Source organism: Enterobacter cloacae complex sp. ECL411, from assembly GCF_021869665.1.
In the GTDB taxonomy this organism is placed as follows: domain Bacteria; phylum Pseudomonadota; class Gammaproteobacteria; order Enterobacterales; family Enterobacteriaceae; genus Enterobacter; species Enterobacter intestinihominis.
This window is the reverse complement of sequence record NZ_CP091486.1, coordinates 1392996-1417900: the sequence shown is the minus strand read 5'-3', so window position 1 is coordinate 1417900 and position 24905 is coordinate 1392996. Positions and strand designations below refer to the sequence as shown.

The 24905-nt window shown below is 56.8% G+C and carries 24 protein-coding genes and 1 riboswitch; of the genes, 14 read left to right on the top strand and 10 right to left on the bottom strand.

Annotation, left to right across the window (positions count from 1 at the left end; translation table 11 throughout):
• Position 1: 1 nt before the first annotated feature.
• Positions 2-964, bottom strand: coding sequence for a DNA-binding protein YbiB (ybiB, locus tag L3069_RS06730; protein WP_022647517.1), 963 nt, complete (start codon positions 962-964; stop codon positions 2-4).
• Between the two features lie 256 nt (positions 965-1220).
• Here ybiB and L3069_RS06725 point away from each other — a divergent pair, with 256 nt between their 5' ends.
• The 5 genes from L3069_RS06725 to L3069_RS06705 all read left to right on the top strand — a co-directional run bounded on the left by L3069_RS06725 (position 1221) and on the right by L3069_RS06705 (position 6588).
• A complete protein-coding gene (locus L3069_RS06725; protein ID WP_022647516.1) occupies positions 1221-1757 on the top strand; it encodes a fimbrial protein in 537 nt (178 codons plus the stop codon).
• Between the two features lie 69 nt (positions 1758-1826).
• Complete coding sequence (locus L3069_RS06720; protein ID WP_022647515.1) at positions 1827-2501, top strand: molecular chaperone; 675 nt, start codon at positions 1827-1829, stop codon at positions 2499-2501.
• Positions 2502-2523: 22 nt separating this feature from the next.
• A complete protein-coding gene (locus L3069_RS06715; protein WP_139155915.1) occupies positions 2524-5067 on the top strand; it encodes a fimbria/pilus outer membrane usher protein in 2544 nt (847 codons plus the stop codon).
• Positions 5068-5089: 22 nt separating this feature from the next.
• Complete coding sequence (locus L3069_RS06710; protein ID WP_038415720.1) at positions 5090-6079, top strand: fimbrial protein; 990 nt, start codon at positions 5090-5092, stop codon at positions 6077-6079.
• Positions 6080-6084: 5 nt separating this feature from the next.
• Complete coding sequence (locus L3069_RS06705; RefSeq protein ID WP_023299643.1) at positions 6085-6588, top strand: fimbrial protein; 504 nt, start codon at positions 6085-6087, stop codon at positions 6586-6588.
• On the opposite strand, the gene dinG is transcribed toward L3069_RS06705, so the two are convergent.
• Positions 6575-8752 (bottom strand): ATP-dependent DNA helicase DinG, encoded by a 2178-nt coding sequence (dinG, locus tag L3069_RS06700; RefSeq protein ID WP_100167732.1) that lies wholly within the window; start codon positions 8750-8752, stop codon positions 6575-6577. The genes L3069_RS06705 and dinG overlap by 14 nt on opposite strands.
• Positions 8753-8848: 96 nt before the next feature.
• The gene (rhlE, locus tag L3069_RS06695) at positions 8849-10231 is read right to left on the bottom strand and encodes an ATP-dependent RNA helicase RhlE (RefSeq protein ID WP_038415718.1); all 1383 of its coding nucleotides are present in this window, start codon (positions 10229-10231) and stop codon (positions 8849-8851) included.
• Between the two features lie 204 nt (positions 10232-10435).
• Between rhlE and cecR the strand changes: the two genes are divergently transcribed.
• Genes cecR through L3069_RS06670 form a run of 5 tightly spaced genes read left to right on the top strand, consistent with a single transcriptional unit; the run spans position 10436 to position 16124 of the window.
• Positions 10436-11113 carry a transcriptional regulator CecR gene (cecR, locus tag L3069_RS06690; protein WP_038415717.1) on the top strand — a complete coding sequence of 226 codons (678 nt, stop codon included), beginning with the start codon at positions 10436-10438 and terminating at the stop codon, positions 11111-11113.
• Positions 11110-12105: a secretion protein HlyD gene (hlyD, locus tag L3069_RS06685; protein WP_038415716.1), complete on the top strand. Its 996-nt coding sequence runs from the start codon at positions 11110-11112 to the stop codon at positions 12103-12105. The genes cecR and hlyD overlap by 4 nt, the downstream gene beginning before the upstream one ends.
• The gene (locus L3069_RS06680; protein ID WP_038415715.1) at positions 12098-13837 is read left to right on the top strand and encodes an ATP-binding cassette domain-containing protein; all 1740 of its coding nucleotides are present in this window, start codon (positions 12098-12100) and stop codon (positions 13835-13837) included. Before hlyD ends, L3069_RS06680 begins: the two co-directional genes overlap by 8 nt.
• Entirely contained in the window at positions 13827-14960 is a 1134-nt protein-coding gene (locus L3069_RS06675) for an ABC transporter permease (protein ID WP_022647507.1), read from the top strand. The genes L3069_RS06680 and L3069_RS06675 overlap by 11 nt, the downstream gene beginning before the upstream one ends.
• 57 nt (positions 14961-15017) lie before the next feature.
• Entirely contained in the window at positions 15018-16124 is a 1107-nt protein-coding gene (locus L3069_RS06670; protein ID WP_038415714.1) for an ABC transporter permease, read from the top strand.
• Here L3069_RS06670 and L3069_RS06665 read toward each other — a convergent pair.
• Positions 16086-16496 carry a YbhQ family protein gene (locus tag L3069_RS06665; RefSeq protein WP_003858499.1) on the bottom strand — a complete coding sequence of 137 codons (411 nt, stop codon included), beginning with the start codon at positions 16494-16496 and terminating at the stop codon, positions 16086-16088. The genes L3069_RS06670 and L3069_RS06665 overlap by 39 nt on opposite strands.
• A 133-nt stretch (positions 16497-16629) precedes the next feature.
• Between L3069_RS06665 and L3069_RS06660 the strand changes: the two genes are divergently transcribed.
• The 3 genes from L3069_RS06660 to L3069_RS06650 are packed head-to-tail and all read left to right on the top strand — an operon-like array spanning position 16630 to position 19588.
• Positions 16630-17391, top strand: a complete 762-nt coding sequence (locus L3069_RS06660; protein ID WP_022647505.1) for an endonuclease/exonuclease/phosphatase family protein — start codon at positions 16630-16632, stop codon at positions 17389-17391.
• Positions 17388-18626 carry a cardiolipin synthase ClsB gene (clsB, locus tag L3069_RS06655; RefSeq protein WP_022647504.1) on the top strand — a complete coding sequence of 413 codons (1239 nt, stop codon included), beginning with the start codon at positions 17388-17390 and terminating at the stop codon, positions 18624-18626. The genes L3069_RS06660 and clsB overlap by 4 nt, the downstream gene beginning before the upstream one ends.
• Positions 18626-19588, top strand: coding sequence for a YbhN family protein (locus tag L3069_RS06650; RefSeq protein WP_023299637.1), 963 nt, complete (start codon positions 18626-18628; stop codon positions 19586-19588). The genes clsB and L3069_RS06650 overlap by 1 nt, the downstream gene beginning before the upstream one ends.
• A gap of 532 nt (positions 19589-20120) precedes the next feature.
• On the opposite strand, the gene L3069_RS06645 is transcribed toward L3069_RS06650, so the two are convergent.
• The 6 genes from L3069_RS06645 to moaA form a co-directional block, all read right to left on the bottom strand.
• Entirely contained in the window at positions 20121-20828 is a 708-nt protein-coding gene (locus L3069_RS06645; RefSeq protein WP_015571081.1) for a Bax inhibitor-1/YccA family protein, read from the bottom strand.
• A 58-nt stretch (positions 20829-20886) separates the two neighbouring features.
• Positions 20887-21339: a molybdopterin synthase catalytic subunit MoaE gene (gene moaE / locus L3069_RS06640; protein ID WP_100167731.1), complete on the bottom strand. Its 453-nt coding sequence runs from the start codon at positions 21337-21339 to the stop codon at positions 20887-20889.
• 1 nt (position 21340) lies between these two features.
• Positions 21341-21586 carry a molybdopterin synthase sulfur carrier subunit gene (gene moaD / locus L3069_RS06635; protein ID WP_038415713.1) on the bottom strand — a complete coding sequence of 82 codons (246 nt, stop codon included), beginning with the start codon at positions 21584-21586 and terminating at the stop codon, positions 21341-21343.
• Positions 21579-22064 (bottom strand): cyclic pyranopterin monophosphate synthase MoaC, encoded by a 486-nt coding sequence (gene moaC / locus L3069_RS06630; protein ID WP_023305732.1) that lies wholly within the window; start codon positions 22062-22064, stop codon positions 21579-21581. Before moaC ends, moaD begins: the two co-directional genes overlap by 8 nt.
• Before the next feature lie 3 nt (positions 22065-22067).
• Positions 22068-22580: a molybdenum cofactor biosynthesis protein B gene (gene moaB, locus L3069_RS06625; protein WP_022647501.1), complete on the bottom strand. Its 513-nt coding sequence runs from the start codon at positions 22578-22580 to the stop codon at positions 22068-22070.
• Positions 22581-22604: 24 nt separating this feature from the next.
• The gene (gene moaA, locus L3069_RS06620) at positions 22605-23594 is read right to left on the bottom strand and encodes a GTP 3',8-cyclase MoaA (RefSeq protein WP_017384935.1); all 990 of its coding nucleotides are present in this window, start codon (positions 23592-23594) and stop codon (positions 22605-22607) included.
• A riboswitch (molybdenum cofactor riboswitch) is annotated at positions 23582-23715 on the bottom strand. (Overlaps the previous gene by 13 nt.)
• A 226-nt stretch (positions 23716-23941) precedes the next feature.
• Between moaA and yvcK the strand changes: the two genes are divergently transcribed.
• A complete protein-coding gene (gene yvcK, locus L3069_RS06615; protein WP_023299636.1) occupies positions 23942-24850 on the top strand; it encodes a uridine diphosphate-N-acetylglucosamine-binding protein YvcK in 909 nt (302 codons plus the stop codon).
• The last annotated feature ends 55 nt before the right edge of the window (positions 24851-24905 follow it).

Sequence of the window (24905 nt, the reverse complement as noted above, 5' to 3'; positions counted from 1 at the left end):
CTTAAAATGACTGCGCCACGCGCTGCAACCCGGCTTCCACGGACTCGACTTCCCCTGCAGCCAGCAGGCAGCAGGCCATTTGCAGCTTGATTGACTGCGGAACCGGCACCTTCCCGGCCAGACACTGCACAATCCAGCGCGCGGTGACCTGCGGATCTTTCGACTCAGGCAGGATCGCATCTCTGTTCTCTTCCCCACGTTCGACAACGACCCGCGTCCCGGCGGGCTCAATCAGCATCAGCTGTGGACAACGCTGCGGGTTGGCGTAAACCTCGCCTTCTGTCCCGTGCATCAGCAGCGCGCGTCCACCGATTTCGGCAAAGAATTGCCCGACTCGCGTCACGTATTCCGGATGGGAGACGCTGGAAAGACGCAGCGCGGCGTCTTCGGCAAACGGCGTCGCCAGCTTCGCCAGGGTGTGAGCGCTGTTACGTACGCCCATGCGCCAGCGCATGTCCAGCTGCTTTTCCAGCGGTGGGCAGAGCGCGCTAACGGGGATATAGACCGGCTGATTCCCCTCCAGCTTTGCCTGTGCCTGACCGGCATGGAGGGTCGGTTCAATACCTAACAACGCCAGGATGGTTTCTGTCAGCACGCGCGTCGGATCTTCGCTCACGCCATGCACTACTACCGGGAAACCGAGTTTCTGCAACAGAATAGCCAGCAGCGGCGTGAGGTTTGCCTGCTTACGCGCGCCGTTGTAGGTCGGGATCACAATTGGCATCGGCTTCGTGACGGGCGGGGTTAAGCGCATGGTCTGCGACTGCATGGCCTCATAAAAGCCGCGCATCTCCGCCTCACCTTCCCCTTTAATACGCAGCGCAATCAAAATGCCGCCCATTTCCAGTTCCGGCACGTCGCCATTCAGCATATGCGTGTACAACGCGCGGGCTGTTTCCTGGTCCAGATCGCGAGCGTGGTTTTTCCCACGCCCTACCTCTTTGATAATTTTGCGGTAATCCACGACATTTCTCCTGACTGCATTATCTTGTTAACAATATAGCCCGATGAACACAGACCCGATAGTGTTTTGTGATCATTATCAACCTGCTGTTTTCATATAAAAAAATTAAACTCAAGCACTATTTACATTATTTGTGATTGGGACAAAAGATCCGCAGCGACCCTTTTTTTGATTAAATAAACATCGAAAAATCATTAAGGGTCAACGGTAAAAACGTCCAGGCAACGCTTTTACCAGAATCACATCAGGATTAACTATGAACAAGGTTGCATTAGGTTTTTTTATCGCCGCAACGGTGGGATGTTCTGCATCCGCATTTGCGGCAACTAACGGTGAAGGTCAGATTAATTTCACCGGTGAAATTATTGATTCTGCTTGCCAGGTCGTGAATGGATTAAGTAATCCATTAAACGTTCAGTTGGGTAAGGTGTCTAAAACGGTATTTACCGGCGCAGGCTCTACCAGCACATCAACGAAGTTTGATATTAAGTTAACCAATTGTCCGGAAACAGTGACCTCGGCTGCGATTAACTTCGGTGGTACCCCGGATGCGGATAATAATGCCGCGCTGGCATTAACGCCAGATACCGATGCGGCAACCGGTGTAGCCATTCAGTTGATGGATGCTTCCGGGCAGCCTGTCACTCTGTATACGCCTTCGCAGCAATATCCTTTAGCCTCCGGCACGGCAGTTAACGACCTGGAATTCGGTGCGCGTTATATTCAAACTCAGGCCGCCATTACCGCAGGCCCTGCCAACTCTGTATCGACTTTCACCGTTATTTATAACTGATCTTATCAATCCTGAGATATTAATGCTTTTGCGGGCATTAATATCTCTTCTATTTATTGAGAAATCTTTATGCGCCACGGTTATTTACTGAGCACTCTTTTACTGATAGCAGCCTCTGCACATGCGGGTGTCGTGATTAATGGTACCCGGCTGGTCTATCAGGGAGATAAAAAGGAATCATCTCTTGGCCTGTCAAACCCGGATACGACGGATTATCTGGTACAGTCCTGGGTCGATTCTGGCGGTAAAAACCCGGCCAAAGCCCCATTCCTGATCACCCCGCCGCTTTTCCGTCTGGATGCAAAAGAAGATAACGTTCTGCGCGTGGTACGCACGGGCGGAAATTTACCGGAAGACAGGGAATCTCTGTACTGGTTGAATATCAAAGCGATCCCTTCCTCAAAACACGTTGAGGGAGTAAATACGCTGCAAATTGCCATTAATACCCGCATTAAATTGCTGTATCGCCCGTCCGCGGTAAAAGGCCGACCAGAAGATGTGGCGGATAAGCTTGAATGGCATCGCGAAGGTAACGACCTGGTGGTGAATAACCCTACGCCTTTCTATATGAATTTCCAGACCGTCACGCTTAACGGTCAGAAAGTCACAAAAGCGACCTGGGCTGTTCCGAAATCAGAAACACATTTTGCCATACCGGGTAATGTCGGGGGCTCAAACGTGACGTATTCCATTATTAATGATTACGGCAGCATCAGCCATTCCTGGTCGAAATCCGTTCATTAATTGTTCCGGTAATAAAATAATCATGTACAGCCACAAAAAGCCGTTCACCTGCCGAATGTCTTCATTGCTGGTCATTCTCTGTGGCCTGGCAATAGCCATCTTTGCGCAGCAGGTTATGGCTGATGATTATTTTAACCCCGCCTTGCTGGATATTGATAATCCCCAGCAGGGTAAAACCGATCTGTCCGTCTATGAAAAAGGTCCCGGCCAGGCACCGGGGAAATATGAGGTCGCGGTGTTTATCAATAATAATAATATTGATACCCGCAACGTGACCTTTACGCTTGAGAAAGATTCGCAGGGCAACGACACGTTACAACCTTGCTTTAGCATGGGTGAGTTAAAAAGCCTCGGTATCAGGACCCAAAAGTTTCCTCAGCTCATGGCCAAAGGCCAGTGTGCCGATTTAGGTGTCATCCCTGCTTCATCTGCAATCTTTCACGTTCGCAACCAGCAGCTGCTGCTGAGCATTCCGCAAAAGGCGCTCGGACAGGTGCCACGCGGTTACATCGACCCGAAAGAGTTTGATGAAGGGATCAACGCGGGCTTGCTTAATTACAGCGTCAACGCCAGCCAGAGCCATGCGCGCCAGCAGGGTGAAGAGGATAGCAGTAGCCAGTACGTGAACCTGCGTCCGGGTTTAAACGTTGGCGCATGGCGCCTTCGCAACTATTCCACCTGGAATCGCAGCACCACAGGCAATGAGGAGGAACAGAAATTCACCTCCGTTTATACCTATGCGCAACGCGATATTGTGGCGATGAAAAGCGATATCACCGTTGGCCAGAGCTCATCACCTGCTGATGTTTTTGACAGTGTCCCTTACACCGGCGTGGAGCTGAAATCCGATAACGACATGCTTCCCGACAGCGAAAAAGGCTATGCGCCTATTATTCGTGGCACCGCCCACAGCAACGCGCTGGTGATGGTGCGCCAGAACGGGTACGTGATTTATCAGAACACGGTCGCGCCGGGGGCCTTCGAAATTAACGATCTCTACCCCACCGGCAGCAGCGGCGACCTCCAGGTCACGGTGAAAGAAACTGACGGCAGCGAAAGCCATTTCGTGGTGCCGTTTGCCTCCGTTCCGGTATTGCAGCGTGAAAAAAACCTGCGCTACAGCGTAACTGCCGGGCGTTATCGTTCTTATGACAAAGATGTTGAAAAGACCCCGTTTGCTCAGGGGAGCGCCATCTATGGTTTACCCCACGGCTTCACGGCCTACGGCGGCGTACAGCAGAGCAGTCATTATCAGTCGCAGGCGATAGGCGCCGGGAAAAACATGGGCGATTTAGGGGCGTTCTCCATTGACGTGACTCGCGCCAGAGCCCTGCTGAAAAAACAGCAGTCCAGCACAGGCAAATCGTGGCGCGTACGCTACAGCAAAGATTTCGCCGGTTCAGGCACCAACTTTTCGCTTGCGGGCTATCGCTACAACAGCAAGGGGTTTTACACCCTGGACGACACCATGGAGTCGTATACCCGCGCCGACAACTGGTCTGCGCCACAGCAGCGCCGCGCCCGTACCGAAGCCACCATCGACCAGACGCTACCAGAAGGCTGGGGATCGGTCACGCTGAGCATGGTGAAGGAAACCTATTGGAGCCAGAACCAGGACATGACCTCCATGAGCGTCAGCTACAACAACAGCTGGCACGGCGTTAGCTACAGCCTTAGCTACAGCATGAATAAAAACACTCACGACAGCGATCTGGACGGTAATGCGGTGACGAACGACAACCAGTTCTCGCTGAGCGTTTCGGTTCCGCTGGATCGCTGGATGCATAACACCTGGGCCACGTACAACCTGAACAACACGAAAGATGGCACCACGCAGAACATCGGCCTGAACGGTACGGCCCTGAAAGAAGACAACCTGAACTGGAATCTCCAGGAGGGGCTGAGCAGCACCGGCAGCGGTAACTCCACCAGCGTTAACGCCGACTACAAAGCGACATACGGTGAAGTGAGCGGTGGCGTCAGTCAGGATAAATATCAGCAAACACTGAACGTCGGCTTGCAGGGAGGCGTGATTGCCCATGCAAACGGCATCACGCTGAGCCAGCCGCTCGGTGAGACCATTGCGCTCGTGAAAGCCCCGGGTACGCACGGCACGCATATCACTAACCAGACCGGCGTTGAAACCGACTTCCGCGGCTACACCGTCGTACCGTTCGTCACCGCGTATCGCCACAACACTATTGCGCTGGATACGGAAACGCTGCCGGAGGACGCCGACGTCACCCATGCGGCACAAATTGTGACGCCAACCCGCGGAGCCATTGTGCGCGCCAGCTTCACGACGCGCGTGGGCAATCGCGTCCTGATGACGCTCACGCAAAACGGTAAACCGCTGCCGTTCGGCGCAACGGTTACCACCGAGGACAAGGACAGCGAATTTATCGTCGGGAATGACGGCCAGACCTATCTCTCGGGTCTGCCACAGCAAGGGCATCTCCGCGTTTCCTGGGGACAGGAGGCAAACGAGCATTGCGTCGCTGACTATGTGCTCACGGATGAGAAAGCGAAAACCAGCATCATTAACGCTGCCGCGCAGTGTCACTGATCTCCCCTAAAGGCAAAACATTATGCAAATGATTAAACAGTGCTTTTTCTTAATGATTCTGGGAACCGCTGCGTTATTCATGCCGCATGCGAAGGCGACCTGCACCACGCCGGATCTCCCCAAAATGATCAACGTGGCATCCATTTCTGTCCCGACGACGCTGGCAGTTGGCGCAACTATCCCGGGTACAGAGCAGAGCGTTCATGTTGCCGGGCATTGCGATCAGAGTACCGACAGCGGCCTGGAGATTGTCTCCTGCTACTACGGCACCGGAGCGGAAATGCCAGGGCTCAGGGGGGTATACGAATCCGGCGTGCCGGGGATTGGCGTAGCATTGATGAATGATCACGGGCAGCGAATTAGCGGCGCTGGCGGCGTGCAGTGCGATTCACGTGGAACGCCTGTTGGCTACGTCTCTACCGATGGAACACAGACTTTTAGCTTTGAAATAACGCTTGAGCTGGTTAAAACGAGTGACACCGTGACATCCGGTACGCTGGTGCAGTCTCAAACCGAATTTGGCATTGGCGTTTTCGGCCATGAAGGGATCGGCAACCCTAACCACATCGCCTATGCAGGTAATGTTATTCTTCATCAGGTCACCTGCTCCGTTTTACCGAAAAATCTCACCGTTAATTTGGGCGATTTTCCCGTCAGTGATTTCATCAGCGTAGGTTTTTTATCCAGCCCTGCTCAAAAATTTAATATCACCGTCAACTGTGACACAACCGTACAGCCTGAGCTAAAAATCACCAGCGCGAATGGATATGACACAGCATTTGAGGGGGTGATCAAACTCACGCAGCAGACCGGCATGGCTACAGGCGTCGGAGTAAGAATGCTATTTGATGACCATCTCGCCACCTTCGGTACCTATGTAAGTACCCAAAATCAGGCCGTAGCCAACGAAACGCTGGTGATCCCGTTTGAGGTTCGCTACGAGCAGGTCAGCAATGTAGTCACCCCCGGGCCAGCCAATACTGTGGCAACCATCACCCTCGCTTATAAGTGAACGTCATGAAAAAAACCGCATTGATTCTCGCGCTGGGGCTGATCGCCCAGGCCCACGCCGATGATATACAGATCCAGATGACGGGTAACATTTACGCCAACACGTGCGTCATTGACAGTGCCAGCCGCAACCTGACGGTGGACTTAGGCCAGGCGGCATCGGGTAGTTTTAAAGACGTGGGCGATACCGGCGAGTGGAAGGACTTTTCCCTTTCGGTGTCGCACTGCCCGGCCACGCTGGCGCTTGCCACCGCCTTTTTCTACGGTCAGGCCGACAGCACCCATCCCACTAAATTTGCCAATCTCGGTAGCGCAAAGGGGCTGGCACTGGAGCTGGCAGATCGTCAGGACAAGATACTGATTGCCCCGCAGGCCGCCTTTAACGCTGCCATAAACCCGTCAGACCACACGGCCACGTTCCCGCTGGCCGCACGCTATTACGCCACCTCGATGCCCATCTCTGCCGGCACGTTCAGCAGCGTGATCCAGGTGACCTTCACTTACCAGTAGGACCGCGCCCCTTAGCACGGAAGCTTTTTCGACGCCCGGCAGCCAGTTTTGTCGGGCGTTTTTTTACTTCCGGCACGTCCGGCTGCTCAATCGGGAAGATCGGCAGCGCATTCAGCAGCCGCTGGCCGTAGTTTTTGGTGAGCAGTCGTTTGTCATAAATCACCACCTCGCCCCAGCAGCCGTGGCTACGGATCAAGCGCCCGACCTGCTGAATCAGGTTAAACGACGCTGCAGGCAGGCTTTGCACTTCAAACGGATAACGGTTAAGGCTTTTCAGCCATTCGCCTTCGGTGATCACCACCGGGCTGTCGATGGGCGGGAAGGCGATTTTATGGATATGCACCTGCGTCAGGTAGTCGCCTTTCAAATCAAGCCCTTCCGCAAAGGACTGTAACCCCACCAGCACGCTGCGCTCGCCGTTATCAATGCGTTTACGGTGGGTTTCCACCAGCCGATAGCGCGGCTGATCGCCCTGCACCAGCAGGAGTAAGCGCAGATCGGTGACGTGCTCCAGGAAGCGTTGCATCGCCCGACCGCTGGCAAACAGCACCAGCATACCGGGGTATTTTTTACTCTCAACCTGCTCGCGGAAGTAGGCCGCCATTTCCGCAATATGCTGCTCTTCGTTATCGATAAGCGGCTCATAATTCATGCGCGGAATGACCAGCTTGCCCTGCTCACAGTGGTTGAACGGCGAGTCCAGGGCCACAAAACGGTCGCCCGCTTTCTCTTTCAGGCCGCTCATCTCCTGCAACCTTGAAAAGCTGTTCAGGGAACGCAGAGTCGCTGACGTCACTACCACGTGCGGCACGCTGCGCCAGATCAGCTTTTCCAGCTGATCGGCCACGCGGATGCCCACGCAGTGGAAGAAGAGATGTCCCTGCCCGTCTCGTACTTCGCGGGTGGCCCACTTAGTCACCGGCGCGCCAGACGCCTGCGCCATCGAAGCCAGCCGCCAGAGTTTGCTCTGCGCTTCAAACATCCCCCGCGCACGATTCATTTGCAGCAGAATGCGGTGCAAACGCACCACGTCGTGAGTACCGGTTTTCTCGCTGAGATCGTTTAAGAACATCTCCGCCAGCCCGCGCAGCTTTTCCAGGTGCTTCGCCAGCTGCTGGCAAATCTCCATCACTTCCTGCGGCAACTCACCCATCGCAAAGCGGTGTTCCGCCTCCTGGGTGGCGGGGAGATACAGGTTAAGAATATTATTCAGCGAGGCGATGAGGCTGTACACCTCTTCACAGTGCTCGCTCAACCGCTCCGGAACCGCCAGCGGCGGCGTGGTTTTCGGACGGAACTGCTCCATGCAGGTTGCCACCAGTTTGCAGAACAGATCCAGTTGCAGGCGAAACCACGGGGCGGTAATTTCCGCGCTCATCTCCAGCGCATCTCGCGCCACGTCGGGCAGATGATGACCTTCATCGAGCACCAGCAGCAGGTTTTTGGGCTCCGGCAGGACCGCTTCACTCTCCAGTGCAGCCATGACCAGCGCGTGGTTGGCGACAACCACCTCCGCTTCCTGAATCTCACGCCGGGCGACAAAGAACGGACACTCGCGATAGTAGTGACAGTTACGGTTCAGGCAGCTTGCTTTATCGGTGCTGAGCCTGCGCCACAGGTCGTCGCCGATCGCCTGGTTGGTGTGATCCCGCAGGCCGTCCCACTTGTAGCCGTCGAGATCGGCCTTCAGCTTTGCGCACTGCTCCTGCTCCGCCTTGTTGTTTGGCGTCAGCTCGTCATCAAGAAACGCGAGCAGATCCTGTTGGGAGGGTTCACTGCTGGCCAGTGCCGCCAGATTGCGCGGACAGACGTAGCGCCCGCGACCAAAGGCGGCGGTAAACCGTAAATCGGGGATAATTTTGCGCAGCAGCGGCAAATCTTTGCTGAAGATCTGATCCTGCAAGGCCACGTTAGCGGTACTGACCACCAGCGTTTTATCTTCTTCCCGCGCGATGGCAATGCCGGGAATAAGATACGACAGGGTTTTCCCGACGCCGGTCGGGGCTTCAATCGCCAGATGTCGCCCGTCGTCCCCGGCGAGCGTTTTTGCCACGTCGGCAATCATCTGCCGCTGCGGGGCTCGGGGAATAAAATCGGGGATCTGCTGTTGTAGCGCCTTATACCATGCGCCAATTTGCGCCTTGAGCGCAGCGGTTAAAGCCATCGGAAACCTGAAATACTGTATAAACAGCCACTATTGTGGCACTTTCTCTCCGCTGCCGCAAAAAGAAAAGCCCGGCTTTACGACCGGGCTTCCAGATTACTGCGGGTTAGCAGGCTTACGCGGGCGGCGTCGGCGCTGCCCCTCGCCTGCCGGTTTCCCTTCGCCGCTACGCCATGGGTTTTCACCGGCCGGTTTGCTGTCGTTATTACGACGCGGCGGTTTGCCCGAAGATTTCGGCGCGCCGCCTTCGGCACGACGCGGCTGCTGACCGCGACCACCGCCGCCCTGACCGCGCCCGCCACCCTGACGACCGTTCTGAATTGGCTCGGCTTTGATTGACGGGTCAACTTCATAGCCCGGGGTTTCAATACGCGGGATCTCTTTCTTCAGCAGGCGTTCGATGTCGCGCAGCAGCTTGTGCTCATCCACGCAAACCAGAGAGAGCGCTTCCCCGGTTGCCGCCGCGCGTCCGGTACGGCCGATACGGTGAACGTAATCTTCCGGCACGTTTGGCAGCTCGTAGTTCACCACGTGCGGCAGCTCTTCGATATCCAGACCGCGTGCGGCGATGTCGGTTGCCACCAGCACGCGTATGTCGCCGGACTTGAAGTCTGCCAGCGCGCGGGTACGCGCGCCCTGGCTCTTGTTGCCGTGAATGGCCGCGCTGCGGATGCCATCTTTATTCAGCTGTTCCGCCAGGTGATTGGCGCCGTGCTTGGTGCGGGTAAAGACCAGCACCTGCTGCCAGTTGCCCTGGCCGATCATCTGGGAGAGCAGTTCCCGCTTGCGCTTCTTATCTACAAAATGCACGTGCTGCGTCACCTGCTCGGAGGCGGTGTTGCGGCGCGCGACTTCCACTTCCAGCGGGTTATGCAGCAGCTTTTCCGCCAGCGCCTTGATCTCGTCGGAGAAGGTCGCGGAGAAGAGCAGGTTCTGACGACGCGTCGGCAGCTTCGCCAGCACGCGGCGAATGTCGTGGATGAAGCCCATGTCGAGCATACGGTCGGCTTCGTCCAGCACCAGAATTTCGATGTTATCGAGCTTCACCGCGTTCTGGTGTTCGAGATCCAGCAGACGCCCCGGGGTTGCCACCAGCACGTCGACGCCGCCGCGCAGCTTCATCATCTGCGGGTTAATGCTTACCCCGCCGAAAACTACCAGCGAACGAATGTTGAGATAGCGGCTGTATTCATGCACGTTCTCACCAATCTGGGCCGCCAGCTCGCGGGTTGGGGTGAGGATCAGCGCACGCACCGGACGACGGCCTTTGGCGTGTGGCTGGTTTTTTACCAGCAGCTCCAGCAGCGGCAGGGTAAAGCCCGCGGTCTTACCAGTACCGGTCTGCGCGCTTGCCATCAGGTCACGGCCCTGCAAAACGGCCGGGATAGCCTGCTGCTGAATAGGGGTTGGCTCAACGTAGCCCTGCTCTGCGATGGCGCGCAGAATTTCCGGGTTCAGACCAAGGGAATCAAAAGACATAAAAACTCCGAACCGCCCCGACCATCACAGGTGTAGTTTTCAGGGAGATATAACGAATAGAAGGACAAAAACCACAATGTCGCGAAGGAGCGGAGTGTAGCAGCTTTTGTGACGTGGCGCATAAAATATCCCCGGCGATGACTCGACGTTTGCGCAAATCAGGCATAATCTTAATCAATCGATTGATTAATTTTTAATGCTGCTATGAATACAACCCCAACGACAACCAAAGGCGAACAGGCGAAAAGTCAGCTTATCGCCGCTGCGCTGGCGCAGTTTGGCGAGTATGGTCTGCATGCCACCACGCGGGATATCGCCGCGCAGGCCGGGCAGAATATTGCGGCCATTACCTACTATTTTGGCTCAAAAGAGGATTTATACCTCGCCTGCGCCCAGTGGATCGCGGATTTTATCGGCACCAGCTTTCGCCCACACGTGGAAGAAGCCACCGCGCTGTTCAGCCAGACAGAACCGGACCGGGTTGCCATCCGCCAGCTGATCCTTAACGCCTGTCACAACATGATTCGCCTGCTGACGCACGACGATACGCTGAACCTGAGCAAATTTATCTCCCGCGAGCAGCTCTCCCCCACTGCCGCGTACCAGCTGGTGCACGATCAGGTGATCGCCCCGATGCATAGCCATCTGACCCGGCTGATCGCCGCCTATACCGGACGGGACGCCAGCGATACGGACACCATTTTGCATACCCACGCCCTGCTGGGCGAAGTGCTCGCCTTCCGTCTGGGGCGTGAGACCATCCTGTTACGTACGGGCTGGACACAATTCGATGAGGATAAAGCCGCGCAAATTAGCCAGGTCATTACCTGTCACGTTGATCTGATCCTGCAAGGCTTAACGCAAAGGAGCCGGAAGTCATGAAAAAACCTGTCGCCATCATTCTGGTGGTTGTTGTCTTGCTTGCTGCGGGAACAGGCGGCTGGCTGTGGTATCAGAGCCAGCAGGATCGTGGCCTGACGCTGTACGGCAACGTGGATATCCGCACCGTGAACATGAGCTTCCGCGTCGGCGGACGGCTGGCCTCGCTGAGCGTTGACGAAGGCGATGCCATCAAAACCGGGCAGACGCTGGGGATGCTGGACAAAGCCCCGTTTGAAAACGCGTTGATGCAGGCAAAAGCGGGCGTCGCCGTCGCACAGGCGCAGTACGACCTGATGCTGGCGGGCTATCGTGATGAAGAGATCGCCCAGGCGGCCGCTGCCGTTAAGCAGGCAAAAGCCGCCTATGACTATGCGCAGAATTTCTATAACCGTCAGCAAGGCTTATGGAAAAGCCGCACCATTTCCGCCAACGACCTGGAAAATGCGCGCTCATCCCGCGACCAGGCGCAGGCGACGCTGAAATCTGCCCAGGATAAGTTAAGCCAGTACCGCACCGGTAACCGCGCGCAGGACATTGCCCAGGCGAAGGCCAGCCTTGAGCAGGCGCAGGCGCAGTTAGCCCAGGCGGAGCTGGATCTGCACGACACCACGTTAATCGCCCCGTCTGACGGTACGCTGATGACCCGCGCCGTGGAGCCGGGCAGCATGCTCAGCGCGGGCAGCACCGTGTTAACGCTCTCCTTAACCCGTCCGGTGTGGGTGCGCGCTTACATTGATGAGCCGAATCTTGGCCAGATGCAGCCGGGCCGCGAACTGCTGCTCTACACCGATGGTCGCCCGGACAAGCCGTATCACGGCAAAGTGGGCTTCGTCTCCCCAACGGCCGAGTTCACGCCAAAAACCGTTGAAACCCCGGATCTGCGTACCGACCTGGTGTATCGCCTGCGCATCATCGTCACCGATGCGGACAACGCGCTGCGTCAGGGCATGCCTGTTACCGTGACCTTAAACGACGGGGAACAACATGAATGATGCGGTTATCCAGCTCAATAATCTGGTCAAACGCTTCCCGGGAATGGCTAAACCGGCGGTCGCGCCGCTGAACTGTACGATTCAGAAAGGCTATGTGACCGGGCTGGTGGGGCCGGACGGCGCGGGTAAAACCACGCTGATGCGGATGCTGGCGGGATTGCTGAAGCCGGATGAAGGCAGCGCCAGCGTGCTTGGCCTCGACCCCATCAAAGACGACGCGGCGCTCCACGGCATACTCGGCTATATGCCGCAGAAGTTTGGTCTGTATGAAGATCTGACGGTAATGGAAAACCTCAACCTCTATGCCGATCTGCGCAGCGTTACCGGCGAAACCCGGCAGAAAACCTTCGAGCGTCTGCTGGCGTTTACCTCCCTCGGCCCGTTCACCGATCGGCTGGCGGGCAAACTTTCCGGCGGGATGAAGCAGAAGCTGGGGCTGGCCTGCACGCTGGTGGGCGAACCGAAGGTGCTGTTGCTGGATGAACCCGGCGTCGGCGTGGACCCGATTTCCCGCCGCGAGCTGTGGCAGATGGTGCACGAGCTGGCGGGTGACGGCATGCTGATCCTCTGGAGTACCTCTTACCTTGATGAAGCAGAGCAGTGCCGTGACGTGCTGCTGATGAACGAAGGCGAACTGCTCTATCAGGGCGAGCCCACCGAGCTGACGCAAACCATGGCCGGGCGCAGTTTTCTGCTACACAGCGCGCAGGAATCCAACCGCAAGCTGCTGCAACGGGTGCTGAAGCTGCCCCAGGTGAGCGACGGGATGATTCAGGGCCGTTCGGTGCGCGTGATCCTCAAAAAAGAGGCCACCGCCGACGATATCCGGCGTGCGCAGGGGATGCCTGAAATCGACATCACAGAGACCGCGCCGCGCTTTGAAGATGCGTTTATCGATCTGCTGGGCGGGGCGGGAACCTCAGAATCACCGCTTGGCGCCATTCTGCACACGGTGGAAGGCACGCCGGGCGAAACGGTCATTGAGGCGAAATCGCTCACCAAAAAATTCGGCGATTTCGCCGCCACCGATAACGTCAATTTTGCCGTGAAGCGCGGCGAGATATTTGGCCTGCTCGGGCCGAACGGTGCGGGGAAATCCACCACCTTTAAAATGATGTGCGGCCTGCTGGTACCGACCTCAGGCAAAGCGCTGGTGCTGAACATGGATCTCAAAGTCAGCTCCGGCAAGGCGCGCCAGCACCTGGGCTATATGGCGCAGAAGTTTTCGCTCTACGGCAACCTGACGGTGGAGCAAAATCTGCGATTTTTCTCCGGCGTCTACGGCCTGCGGGGACGGGCGCAGAACGAGAAGATCGGCCGCATGTGCGACGCCTTTGGCCTGACCGATATCGCCTCACACGCTACCGACGCGCTGCCGCTTGGCTTCAAACAGCGGCTGGCGCTGGCCTGTTCGTTGATGCACGAGCCCGACATCCTCTTTCTTGATGAACCTACGTCAGGCGTGGATCCCCTCACCCGCCGTGAATTCTGGTTGCATATCAATAGCATGGTGGAAAAAGGCGTGACCGTGATGGTCACCACCCACTTTATGGACGAGGCAGAGTATTGTGACCGCATCGGGCTGGTCTATCGCGGCAAGCTGATTGCCCACGGCACGCCGGACGACCTGAAAGCGCAGGCCGCCGACGACGCACAGCCGGACCCGACCATGGAGCAGGCGTTTATCACCCTCATCCACGACTGGGATAAGGAGAATCCTCATGCGCAGTAACGCCCTCTCCTGGCGCCGGGTGCGCGCCCTGTGCGTCAAAGAGACGCGGCAGATTGTGCGTGACCCCAGCAGCTGGCTGATTGCGGTGGTGATCCCCCTGCTGCTGCTGTTTATTTTTGGCTACGGGATTAACCTCGATTCCAGCAAGCTGCGGGTCGGGATCCTGCTGGAGCAGCAGAGCGAAGAGGCGCTGGACTTCACCCACGCCATGACCGGCTCGCCCTACATCGATGCCACCATCAGCGACAACCGGCAGGAACTGATCCAGAAAATGCAGGCCGGTAAAATTCGCGGTCTGATCGTCATCCCGGTCGATTTCGCCGCCAACATGGCACGCCCGGGCGCCGATGCGCCAATTCAGGTGATCACCGACGGCAGCGAACCGAACACCGCCAACTTCGTGCAGGGCTATGCGGAGGGGATCTGGCAGCTCTGGCAGATGCAGCGCGCCGAAGACCGGGGGGAGAAGTTTGAACCGCTGATTGACGTGCAGACGCGCTACTGGTTTAACCCCGCCGCCATCAGCCAGCATTTTATTATCCCGGGTGCAGTCACTATCATCATGACGGTGATTGGCGCGATCCTCACCTCGCTGGTGATCGCCCGCGAATGGGAGCGCGGCACCATGGAGGCGCTGCTCTCCACCGAAGTGACGCGCGTCGAGCTTTTGCTCTGCAAGCTGATCCCCTACTACTTCCTCGGCATGCTGGCGATGCTGCTCTGTATGCTGGTCTCGGTATTTATTCTTGGCGTGCCGTACCGCGGTTCGCTGGTGGTGCTGTTCTTTATTACCAGCCTGTTTTTACTCAGCACGCTGGGAATGGGGCTGCTGATCTCCACCATCACCCGCAACCAGTTTAACGCCGCGCAGGTGGCGCTTAATGCCGCCTTCCTGCCGTCGATCATGCTCTCCGGCTTTATCTTCCAGATTGACAGTATGCCAGCGGTGATCCGTGCCGTGACCTACATCATTCCGGCACGCTACTTTGTGAGCACCCTGCAAAGCCTGTTTCTGGCGGGGAACATCCCGGTAGTGCTGATTATCAACACCCTGTTTTTGCTGGCGTCGGCGGTGATGTTTATCGGGCTGACGTGGATGAAAACGAAAAGAAGATTAGATTAGCCATCGGATTTTGTAGGTCGGGTAAGCGCAAGCGCCACCCGACAGGAGGACGACGCGATGTTTCACCGTTTATGGACATTGATCCGCAAAGAGCTGCAATCCTTGCTGCGCGAGCCGCAGACCCGCGCCATTCTGGTGCTGCCGGTGCTGCTTCAGGTTGTACTGTTTCCGTTTGCCGCCACGCTGGAGGTCACCAACGCCACCATCGCCATTTACAACGAAGACAATGGCAAGCATTCCGTCGAGCTGACACAGCGTTTCGCCCGCGCCAAAGCCTTTACCCATGTCCTGCTGCTGCAAAGCCCGCAGGCGATCCAGCCCACCATCGACACGCAGAAAGCATTATTGCTGGTGCGCTTCCCGGCGGATTTCTCCCGCAATCTGGACACCTTCCAGACCGCGCCGATGCAGCTGATCCTCGACGGACGTAACTCCAACAGCGCCCAGATAGCGGCGAACTATTTGCAGCAGGTAGTGAAGGACTACCAGCAGGAGCTGATGGCGGACAAACCCAAACCCAACAACAGCGAGCTGGTGGTGCGCAACTGGTACAACCCGAATCTGGACTACAAGTGGTTTGTGGTGCCGTCGTTAATCGCCATGATCACCACTATTGGCGTGATGATTGTCACCTCGCTGTCCGTGGCACGCGAACGTGAGCAAGGTACGCTGGATCAGCTGCTGGTCTCGCCGCTCGCCACCTGGCAGATATTTGTCGGCAAGGCGGTGCCGGCACTGATTGTCGCGACGTTCCAGGCCACCATCGTGCTGGGGGTGGGAATATGGGCGTACCAGATCCCGTTTGCCGGATCGCTGGCGCTGTTTTACTTCACGATGGTGATTTACGGCCTGTCGCTGGTGGGGTTTGGGCTGCTGATTTCCGCGCTCTGCTCAACGCAGCAGCAGGCGTTTATCGGGGTGTTTGTCTTTATGATGCCGGCGATTTTGCTTTCAGGGTACGTGTCGCCAGTGGAGAACATGCCGGTGTGGTTACAGGATCTGACATGGATAAACCCGATTCGTCACTTCACGGATATCACCAAGCAAATCTATCTGAAGGATGCGAGTCTGGATATTGTGTGGGGAAGTTTGTGGCCGCTACTGGTCATCGCGGCCACAACGGGCTCAGTGGCCTATGCGATGTTTAGACGAAACATCGCGTAGCTTTTTCTCTTTGGTGAGCAACGACACCACCGCAGGCCCTGCGAGGATAGCCAGACCCGCCAGGGCCAGCAGCAGGTTGTTTTGCAGCACGCGTGACAACAGCCACAGGACGATCATTGCCGCACCAAAATACCAGGTGGTGGTGAGCTCTTCGAGCACATCACCCACTTCACGCCAGCGCGCGTCGTGGTGACGCTGTAAAAACAGCATCGACAGCACGGTCACGCCGTAAACCACACATAACCCTAAGCCGACACGCACCAGCGTGCCGCTCATCCAGCCCATCACCAGTACGGCCACGACCAGTAAATGCAACATTATCTGCCAGCAACTCAAACCGGTTGCGACACGAACGCGTTGTTGCCACTTCATGGCTTCTCTCCTGAAGGATTTTTCTCTGCTAATTCAGACTACCGCACTTTACGGAAAATTCCGTAACGCCGCATCTTTTTGTGACGCCTACTACACTTTATTTTCATCGGGATAGTCACCCAGGAAGGTGTTTATGAGCAAAAGAACGCAGCATTTCTCGCTTAAGGTGCTGACGATAAATATTCATAAGGGCTTCACAGCATTTAACCGCCGCTTCATTTTACCGGAGCTGCGCGACGCGGTACGCACCGTCAGCGCCGATATTGTCTGCCTTCAGGAGGTCATGGGCGCGCACGAAGTGCACCCGATGCATTTCGAAAACTGGCCCGACACGCCCCATTACGAGTTTCTGGCGGATACCATGTGGAGCGATTACGCCTACGGGCGCAATGCGGTCTACCCGGAGGGGCATCACGGTAACGCAGTGCTGTCGCGTTTTCCTATCGAGCATTATGAGAACCGGGACGTCTCCGTTGGCGAGAGCGAAAAACGCGGGTTGTTATACTGCCGCATCACGCCACCGGCGCTCGATTTTCCCATTCATGTGGGCTGCGTTCATCTTGGCCTGCGTGAGGCCCACCGTCAGGCTCAGCTACAGATGCTGGCAGACTGGACCAATGCGCTGCCGGAGGGCGAGCCCGTGGTAGTGGCCGGTGATTTTAACGACTGGCGACAGCGGGCCAACCATCCTCTGAAGGTGAATGCGGGGCTGGAGGAGATTTTTACCCGCTCACGCGGTCGTCCCGCGCGGACGTTTCCGGTGCGCTTCCCCCTGCTGCGCCTTGACCGCATCTACGTAAAAAATGCCCACGCCAGCAGCCCGACGGCGCTGGCTTTACTCAACTGGCGACATCTCTCCGACCATGCCCCACTCAGCGCGGAGATACACTTATGAAATGCACATGGCAGGAAGGTAACCGTATTACGCTGCTGGAAAATGGCGATAACTTTTATCCGGCAGTCTTTGAGGCGATTAGCCACGCACAGCAGAAAGTCTTTCTGGAAACGTTTATCTGGTTTGAAGACGACGTGGGCAGGCAGTTGCACAGCGCACTGCTGCAAGCCGCTCGTCGCGGTATAAAAATCGAGGTCCTGCTCGACGGATATGGTTCGCCGGATCTCAGCGACGAATTTGTTAACGAGCTCACCGCCGCAGGGGTGGTATTCCGCTATTACGATCCCGGCCCGCGTCTGTTCGGGATGCGCACCAACCTGTTCCGCCGAATGCACCGCAAAATTGTGGTGGTGGACGAAACGGTGGCCTTCGTTGGCGGCATTAACTACTCCGCCGAGCATATGTCGGATTATGGTCCCGAAGCGAAACAGGACTACGCGATCCGCATTGAGGGACCGGTGGTACAGGACATCCAGCTGTTCGTGCTGGAAAACTTACCCGGCAAAGAGGCCGCACGCCGCTGGTGGCGACGCCGCCATCGCCCGGAAGAGAACCGCAAGCCCGGCGAGGCGCAGGCGCTGTTCGTCTGGCGGGATAACGAGGAGCACCGGGACGATATCGAACGTCACTACCTGAAGATGCTGGCGAACGCGAAGCGCGAGGTAATTATCGCCAACGCCTATTTCTTCCCCGGTTACCGGATTTTGCACGCCATGCGCAACGCGGCCCGACGCGGCGTAAGCGTGAAGCTCATCGTCCAGGGTGAGCCCGATATGCCGATTGTGAAGGTGGGCGCGCGTCTGCTCTATCGCTATCTGGTCAAAAGCGGCGTGCAAATCTATGAATATCGCCGCCGCCCGCTGCACGGCAAAGTGGCCGTGATGGATGACCACTGGGCGACCGTTGGCTCAAGCAACCTCGATCCGCTGAGCTTATCGCTCAATCTGGAAGCGAACCTGATCATCCACGATCGCCAGTTTAATCAGACCCTGCGCGATAACCTTCAGGGTCTGATCAATAAAGACTGCGTGCGTGTGGATGAGTCCATGGTGCCGAAACGCAGCTGGTGGAACGTTGGCATCGGCGTGGTGGTGTTCCACTTCCTGCGCCACTTCCCGGCCATGGTGGGCTGGCTGCCCGCGCATACACCGAAACTGGCGCTGGTGGATCCGCCAGTGCAACCCGAAATGGAAACCCAGGACCGCGTAGAGGCGGAAGATGGAGGGAAAACCTGATGTCGAAATCTCATCCTCGCTGGCGGCTGGCGAAAAAAATCCTGACCTGGCTGTTCTTCATTGCCGTCGCGGTCCTGCTGGTGGTGTATGCCCAAAAGGTGGACTGGGAAGAGGTGTGGAAGGTTATTCGCAACTACAACCGGACAGTCCTGCTGGGGGCGGTTGGCCTGGTGATTGTGAGCTACCTGATGTACGGCTGCTATGACCTGTTGGGACGCGCCTACTGCGGGCATAAGCTTGCCAAACGGCAGGTTATGCTGGTGTCATTCATCTGCTACGCCTTTAACCTGACGCTGAGCACCTGGGTGGGCGGGATTGGCATGCGCTATCGCCTGTACTCCCGCCTTGGCTTACCGGGCGGCACCATCACGCGTATTTTCTCGCTGAGTATCACCACCAACTGGCTGGGGTATATCCTGCTCGGCGGGGTGATTTTCACCATTGGCGTGGTGCAACTGCCTGCGCACTGGTACATCGATGAGGCCACCCTGCGCATTCTGGGCATCGTACTGCTGCTGATCATCGCCGCCTACCTTTGGGCCTGCGCCTTTGCCAAACGTCGTCATATGACCATTAAAGGGCAGAAGCTGGTGCTGCCGTCATGGAAGTTTGCCGTCCTGCAAATGGTGGTTTCCAGCGCCAACTGGATGGCGATGGGGGCCATTATCTGGCTGCTGATTGGCGAAGATGTGAACTACTTCTTCGTGCTGGGCGTGCTGCTGGTAAGCAGTATTGCCGGGGTGATTGTGCATATACCGGCGGGGATCGGCGTACTGGAAGCGGTGTTTATCGCGCTGCTTGCAGGGGAGCATGTGTCTCACGGGACGATTATCGCTGCCCTGCTCGCGTACCGCATGATCTACTACTTCCTGCCGCTGGCGCTGGCAACGATCTGTTATCTGGTGCTGGAGAGTCGGGCGAAGAAGCTGCGCGCCAAAAACGAGAAGGCGATGGCAAAATAAAAGCAAAACGGCAACTTCGTTGCCGTTTTTAGGGTTTGTTCCCTCTCCCTGTGGGCTGAGGGATCCCCAGTAATTTTTTTATGCAGAAGCAATAAAGTTGCTTTCTAAATGACTGAGGGCTGTCAGCGATGCCCTGGTCCGGCTGTAAATCGCTGAGGCGTTTGCCTTCCGGCCGGGGCGAGGCGCAGGGATGCGCCGAGAGGGCGGCTTTACAGGGACGTTGCCTCCGCCCGTACCCGATAAGCCGGAAGGAATAAGCCGAGGGCACCGCGAAGCGGCGATTTACCGCCGGGAGCCCGGGTCGCCAGGGTGGTGGCGACTGAGCCACCCTGGCACGTTCACCGGTCATGTCGTTACAGAGTAGCAAGGAACATAAAGTGAACGGAATGACCACCACCGCCGTATGTTCCCCTCACCCTAACTCTCTCCCCGGAGGGGCGAGGGGATTGCTCAGTGCTCGCATTAATTTGTGGGGAACCCTCAGCCCTGTGGGAGAGGGTCAGGGTGAGGGCATCAGACAGCGCCACCCTCACTAGCGACGGTTGCCGAAGATACGCAGCAGCATCAGGAACAGGTTGATGAAGTCCAGATACAGCGTCAGCGCGCCCAGAATCGAGTATTTGCGCAGGTTTGAACTGTCGCGAACATCAATTTGTTCACCGATGTTTTTCAGCTTCTGGGTGTCGTAGGCGGTTAAGCCCACGAAGATCACCACCCCGATATAGGTCACCGCCCACATCAGCGCGTCACTCTTCAACCACAGGTTCACCAGCGACGCCAGCACAATCCCTATCAGCCCCATAAACAGCATGTTGCCGAAGCCGCTCAGGTCACGTTTGGTGGTGTAACCGTACAGGCTCATCACACCGAACATCCCGCCGGTCACCACAAAGGTGCTGGCGATGGAGGAGTAGGTGTAAACGATGAAAATACTGGAGAGCGTCAGCCCGGTCAGCGCCGAATAGAGCATAAACAGCGTGGTCGCCATGCCCGCGCTGAGCTTGTGCACCAGCCCGGAGAGCACGAATACCAGCGCCAGTTGCGCAATAATCAGCCCAAAGAAGGTGATTTTGCTGGAGAAGATAAACATCATCAGTTCAGGCGTGTTTGCCGCATACCACGCGATAAACGCGGTAAGCAGCAGGCCAACCGTCATCCAGCCATATACCTGAGCCATGTAGGTTTGCAGCCCGCTACGGGTCTGCTGAACTATCGAATCGGAACGCGGAAATCGGTCCATGATTCACTCCTGATTAAGTAAACACACACGTTAAGACTAACACATCCACGTAAACCTGTTACCAGCGGCTGGCAGCCTGTTTGTCGCTGTCCCGCGATTCCACCCAGCGCTCACCTTCCGGCCTCGCTTCACGCTTCCAGAACGGCGCTTTAGTTTTGAGGTAATCCATGATGAACTCCCCCGCCGCAAAAGCACTCCCGCGATGGGCGCTGGTGACGCCGACAAACACAATTTCTTCGCCGGGCCACATTTCGCCGATGCGATGGATAACCGTAACGCGCCCCAGCGGCCAGCGGCCTCGCGCCTCTTCGACAATGGCCGCCAGCGATTTTTCGGTCATTCCCGGATAGTGCTCCAGCGTCAGCGCTTTTACGCTGTCGCCGAGATTATGATTACGCACTTTCCCGGTAAAGGTCACGACCGCGCCGTCTTCGTCGCGCCCGGCCAGCCAGTCATATTCCGTGCCCACGTTAAAACGCTCATGGCCAACCAGAATTCGGGTTTCCGTCATCTCAACCCCCTGTGACCGGCGGGAAGAAGGCCACTTCATCCCCATCAGCCAGCGGGTGGGTCAACTCCACCAGCGTCTGATTCACGGCGGCCAACAGTTTGCCTTCATCCAGCGCCAGCGCCCAGCGGTCGCTTTGCGCCGCCAGATGCGCACGCAGGGCGGCGACGTTTTCGAAAGAGCCGTCCAGCGTCAGGCTGTCGGTATTAACCAGCTCACGGACCTGGGCAAAAAAGAGCACCTTAATCATGGATTTCCACCTTAAAATCACCGGATTTGCCGCCGCTTTTTGCCAGCAGACGCACCGGGCCAATCACCATATCTTTCTGCACCGCTTTGCACATGTCGTAGATGGTCAGCGCCGCCACGGAGGCTGCCGTCAACGCCTCCATCTCCACGCCGGTTTTCCCGGTTAAGCGGCACAGGGACTCGATACGTACGCGGTTATGCTCCGGCTGCGCCTGCAAATTTACCTCCACTTTGCTAAGCATCAGCGGATGGCAGAGCGGGATGAGGTCCCAGGTGCGTTTAGCGGCCTGAATACCGGCGATGCGGGCGGTGGCAAACACATCACCCTTGTGATGGCTACCGTCGATAATCATCGCCAGCGTCTCCGGCAGCATGGTGACGAACGCTTCAGCACGCGCCTCGCGCACCGTTTCGGCTTTGGCGGAGACATCCACCATATGCGCTTCGCCAGCGGCGTTTATGTGGGTCAGTTGTGACATAGCTTATTTCTTTAAATGGGGATGGAAATTACACGGACGGGTACGGGCATCCAGCTGCGGGGCAATAATGTTTTCCCACGCGGTGCGGCAGGCTTTGGTCGAGCCCGGCATGGCGAAGATCAGCGTCTTGTTCGCTACCCCCGCGACGGCACGGGACTGGAGCGTAGAGGTGCCAATCTCTTCAAATGAGAGCATGCGGAACACTTCGCCGAAGCCCTCTACTTCGCGATCGAACAGCGGAAGCAGCGCTTCCGGCGCCTGGTCGCCTGCGGTAAAGCCGGTGCCGCCAGTGATCAGTACAACCTGGACGTCATCACTCGCAATCCACTGTGAAACCTGAGCGCGAATGGCGTAACGGTTCTCTTTGACGATCGCTTTATCAACAATCTGGTGCCCGGCTTCGTGTGCCGCCTCGCGCAGCCAGTGGCCGGAGGTATCATCCTCTTCACCACGACGTTCGGAAACGGTAAGAATAGCAATGCGTGTCGGGATAAATTCCGCGCTTACCTGACTCATCTTCTGGTTCCTTCTAAAGCCTGATTACCCGCCGATATAGGACAGGTTCTGAGTAATGCCGGTGTTGCCCTGATGCAGGAAATGGGTCTGCTTTTTGTGCGTCAGCGCCTCGGAAATGCGTGCTTCAAGCGCGTCCTGTTGGGCGTCGTCTTCCAGCAAATCGCGCAGATCGACGCCGCCATCCCCGAACAGGCAGAGGTGCAGCTTGCCAACAGAGGAGACGCGCAGGCGGTTGCAGCTGGCACAGAAGTCTTTTTCATAGGGCATGATCAGGCCGATTTCGCCTTCATAATCCGGATGACAAAAGACCTGCGCCGGGCCATCGCTGCGCTGGCGGATCTGGTGGATCCAGCCGCGTTTCAGCAGTTCGTCACGCAGGACCATGCCGGAGATGTGATGGCGACGGAACAGCTCGCTGCCCTCCCCGGTCTCCATCAGCTCAATAAAACGCAGTTGAATGCGGCGCGGTTTGATCCACGCCAGAAAGGTGTCCAGCTGATGGTGGTTCACATCACGCATCAACACGGTATTGACTTTGACCTTGTCGAAACCGGCGGTGAACGCGGCATCGATGCCGTCCATTACCTGCTGGAACTTATCCTGGCCGGTAATGGCGTGGAACTGACGGGCGTCCAGGCTATCGACGCTGACGTTGATCGCCGTCAGCCCCGCATCGCGCCAGTTCGCCACGTCACGCGCCATGCGGTAACCGTTGGTGGTCACCGCTATCTGGCGGATACGTTCGTTTTCACGCACGGCGGCAATGATGTCAGGGAAATCACGGCGCAGGGAGGGTTCTCCCCCGGTAAGACGCACTTTTTCCGTACCGAGTTCAGAGAACGCGCGCGTGACGCGGCGTACTTCATCCACGGAGAGAAAGCCGTTGTTGGTGACGCTGCCCGGCTTGTAGCCATCGGGCAGGCAGTAGGTGCAACGGAAGTTACACACGTCGGTAATCGACAAACGTAAGTAGAAAAACTTACGCGCGAAAGCATCAGTAAGTTGTGAAGCCATGTACACCTTTCCAGATCGGGAGGCACAGTCATTTCTTTCTGTACCCTGGTGGCAAATCCGCCACGGCCAGGGCGCCATATCTCTCGACACAGGCGCCAGGGCTAGAGTGTATGTTTTCAGTTTTGAAAACGTGGTTATGGCGATAGTAGCGTGGAAATCGCCACTTCGCCATTGTCGCTTTTCGCTATATAAATTTATACATAACGATGTTATCGTGCATTTTCACTACAGAATACGCAAAAACAGCGCTTTCGCATTGATATACGTCATTATGGTTTGTGAGAGGCATCGTCTTTTAGGAGTAGTTGCGTTACTGTGACGCAAGCTTAACAGGATAAGGAATAGGTATGCGCAATCGCACTTTTGCGGATCTGGACCGCGTGGTCGCTCTTGGAGGAGGTCACGGTCTGGGACGGGTTATGTCGTCGTTATCGTCACTGGGCTCACGCCTGACGGGCATCGTGACAACAACGGACAACGGCGGCTCAACCGGGCGGATCCGACGTGCTGAAGGCGGGATAGCCTGGGGTGATATGCGCAACTGCCTCAACCAGCTCATTACTGAGCCAAGCGTGGCCTCGGCGATGTTTGAGTACCGTTTTGGGGGAAATGGCGAACTTTCAGGCCATAACCTTGGAAATCTGATGTTAAAGGCGCTGGATCACCTGAGCGTGCGCCCTCTGGAAGCGATCAATTTAATTCGTAACCTGCTAAAAGTGGATGCGTTCCTGATCCCGATGTCCGAACAGCCGGTAGATTTGATGGCGATCGATGCTGACGATCACGAAGTGTATGGTGAAGTGAATATCGACCAGCTTCTCCTTCCGCCAAAAGAGCTGATGACCTACCCCAGCGTACCCGCAACGCGTGAAGCGGTTGAAGCGATTGGCGAGGCCGATCTGATCCTGATTGGGCCGGGGAGTTTTTATACCAGCCTGATGCCGATCCTGCTGGTGAAAGAGCTGGCGCAGGCGCTGCGCAGAACGCCTGCGCCCATGGTCTATATCGGTAATTTAGGCCGCGAACTCAGTCCGGCGGCGGCAAGCCTGTCGCTGGCGGATAAGCTGGACCTGATGGAACAGTATGTTGGTAAGAAAATTATCGATGGTGTCGTGGTCGGGCCAAAAGTAGATGTGTCGGGGATTGGCGATCGCGTGGTGGTGCAGGAGCCGCTGGAAGCCAGCGATATTAAATATCGCCACGACCGCCATCTGCTGCGCGAGGCGCTGGAGAAGGCGATTCAGGCATTAGGTTAGGTTCGTTTTGTGCGGCCTGATGCCCTCACCCCGGCCCTCTCCCACAGGGCTGAGG

Bases quoted from the DNA above. Each gene is read 5' to 3' on its own strand.
- rhlE (WP_038415718.1), bottom strand. From the start codon at position 10,231: ATGTCTTTTGATTCCCTTGGTCTGAACCCGGAAATTCTGCGCGCCATC.
- moaB (WP_022647501.1), bottom strand. From the start codon at position 22,580: ATGAGTCAGGTAAGCGCGGAATTTATCCCGACACGCATTGCTATTCTT.
- clsB (WP_022647504.1), top strand. From the start codon at position 17,388: ATGAAATGCACATGGCAGGAAGGTAACCGTATTACGCTGCTGGAAAAT.
- moaA (WP_017384935.1), bottom strand. From the start codon at position 23,594: ATGGCTTCACAACTTACTGATGCTTTCGCGCGTAAGTTTTTCTACTTA.
- moaE (WP_100167731.1), bottom strand. From the start codon at position 21,339: ATGACGGAAACCCGAATTCTGGTTGGCCATGAGCGTTTTAACGTGGGC.
- moaC (WP_023305732.1), bottom strand. From the start codon at position 22,064: ATGTCACAACTGACCCACATAAACGCCGCTGGCGAAGCGCATATGGTG.
- L3069_RS06675 (WP_022647507.1), top strand. From the start codon at position 13,827: ATGCGCAGTAACGCCCTCTCCTGGCGCCGGGTGCGCGCCCTGTGCGTC.
- L3069_RS06705 (WP_023299643.1), top strand. From the start codon at position 6,085: ATGAAAAAAACCGCATTGATTCTCGCGCTGGGGCTGATCGCCCAGGCC.
- L3069_RS06710 (WP_038415720.1), top strand. From the start codon at position 5,090: ATGCAAATGATTAAACAGTGCTTTTTCTTAATGATTCTGGGAACCGCT.
- L3069_RS06715 (WP_139155915.1), top strand. From the start codon at position 2,524: ATGTACAGCCACAAAAAGCCGTTCACCTGCCGAATGTCTTCATTGCTG.
- L3069_RS06670 (WP_038415714.1), top strand. From the start codon at position 15,018: ATGTTTCACCGTTTATGGACATTGATCCGCAAAGAGCTGCAATCCTTG.
- yvcK (WP_023299636.1), top strand. From the start codon at position 23,942: ATGCGCAATCGCACTTTTGCGGATCTGGACCGCGTGGTCGCTCTTGGA.
- L3069_RS06645 (WP_015571081.1), bottom strand. From the start codon at position 20,828: ATGGACCGATTTCCGCGTTCCGATTCGATAGTTCAGCAGACCCGTAGC.
- L3069_RS06680 (WP_038415715.1), top strand. From the start codon at position 12,098: ATGAATGATGCGGTTATCCAGCTCAATAATCTGGTCAAACGCTTCCCG.
- L3069_RS06720 (WP_022647515.1), top strand. From the start codon at position 1,827: ATGCGCCACGGTTATTTACTGAGCACTCTTTTACTGATAGCAGCCTCT.
- L3069_RS06650 (WP_023299637.1), top strand. From the start codon at position 18,626: ATGTCGAAATCTCATCCTCGCTGGCGGCTGGCGAAAAAAATCCTGACC.
- cecR (WP_038415717.1), top strand. From the start codon at position 10,436: ATGAATACAACCCCAACGACAACCAAAGGCGAACAGGCGAAAAGTCAG.
- hlyD (WP_038415716.1), top strand. From the start codon at position 11,110: ATGAAAAAACCTGTCGCCATCATTCTGGTGGTTGTTGTCTTGCTTGCT.
- dinG (WP_100167732.1), bottom strand. From the start codon at position 8,752: ATGGCTTTAACCGCTGCGCTCAAGGCGCAAATTGGCGCATGGTATAAG.
- L3069_RS06665 (WP_003858499.1), bottom strand. From the start codon at position 16,496: ATGAAGTGGCAACAACGCGTTCGTGTCGCAACCGGTTTGAGTTGCTGG.
- moaD (WP_038415713.1), bottom strand. From the start codon at position 21,586: ATGATTAAGGTGCTCTTTTTTGCCCAGGTCCGTGAGCTGGTTAATACC.
- L3069_RS06725 (WP_022647516.1), top strand. From the start codon at position 1,221: ATGAACAAGGTTGCATTAGGTTTTTTTATCGCCGCAACGGTGGGATGT.
- L3069_RS06660 (WP_022647505.1), top strand. From the start codon at position 16,630: ATGAGCAAAAGAACGCAGCATTTCTCGCTTAAGGTGCTGACGATAAAT.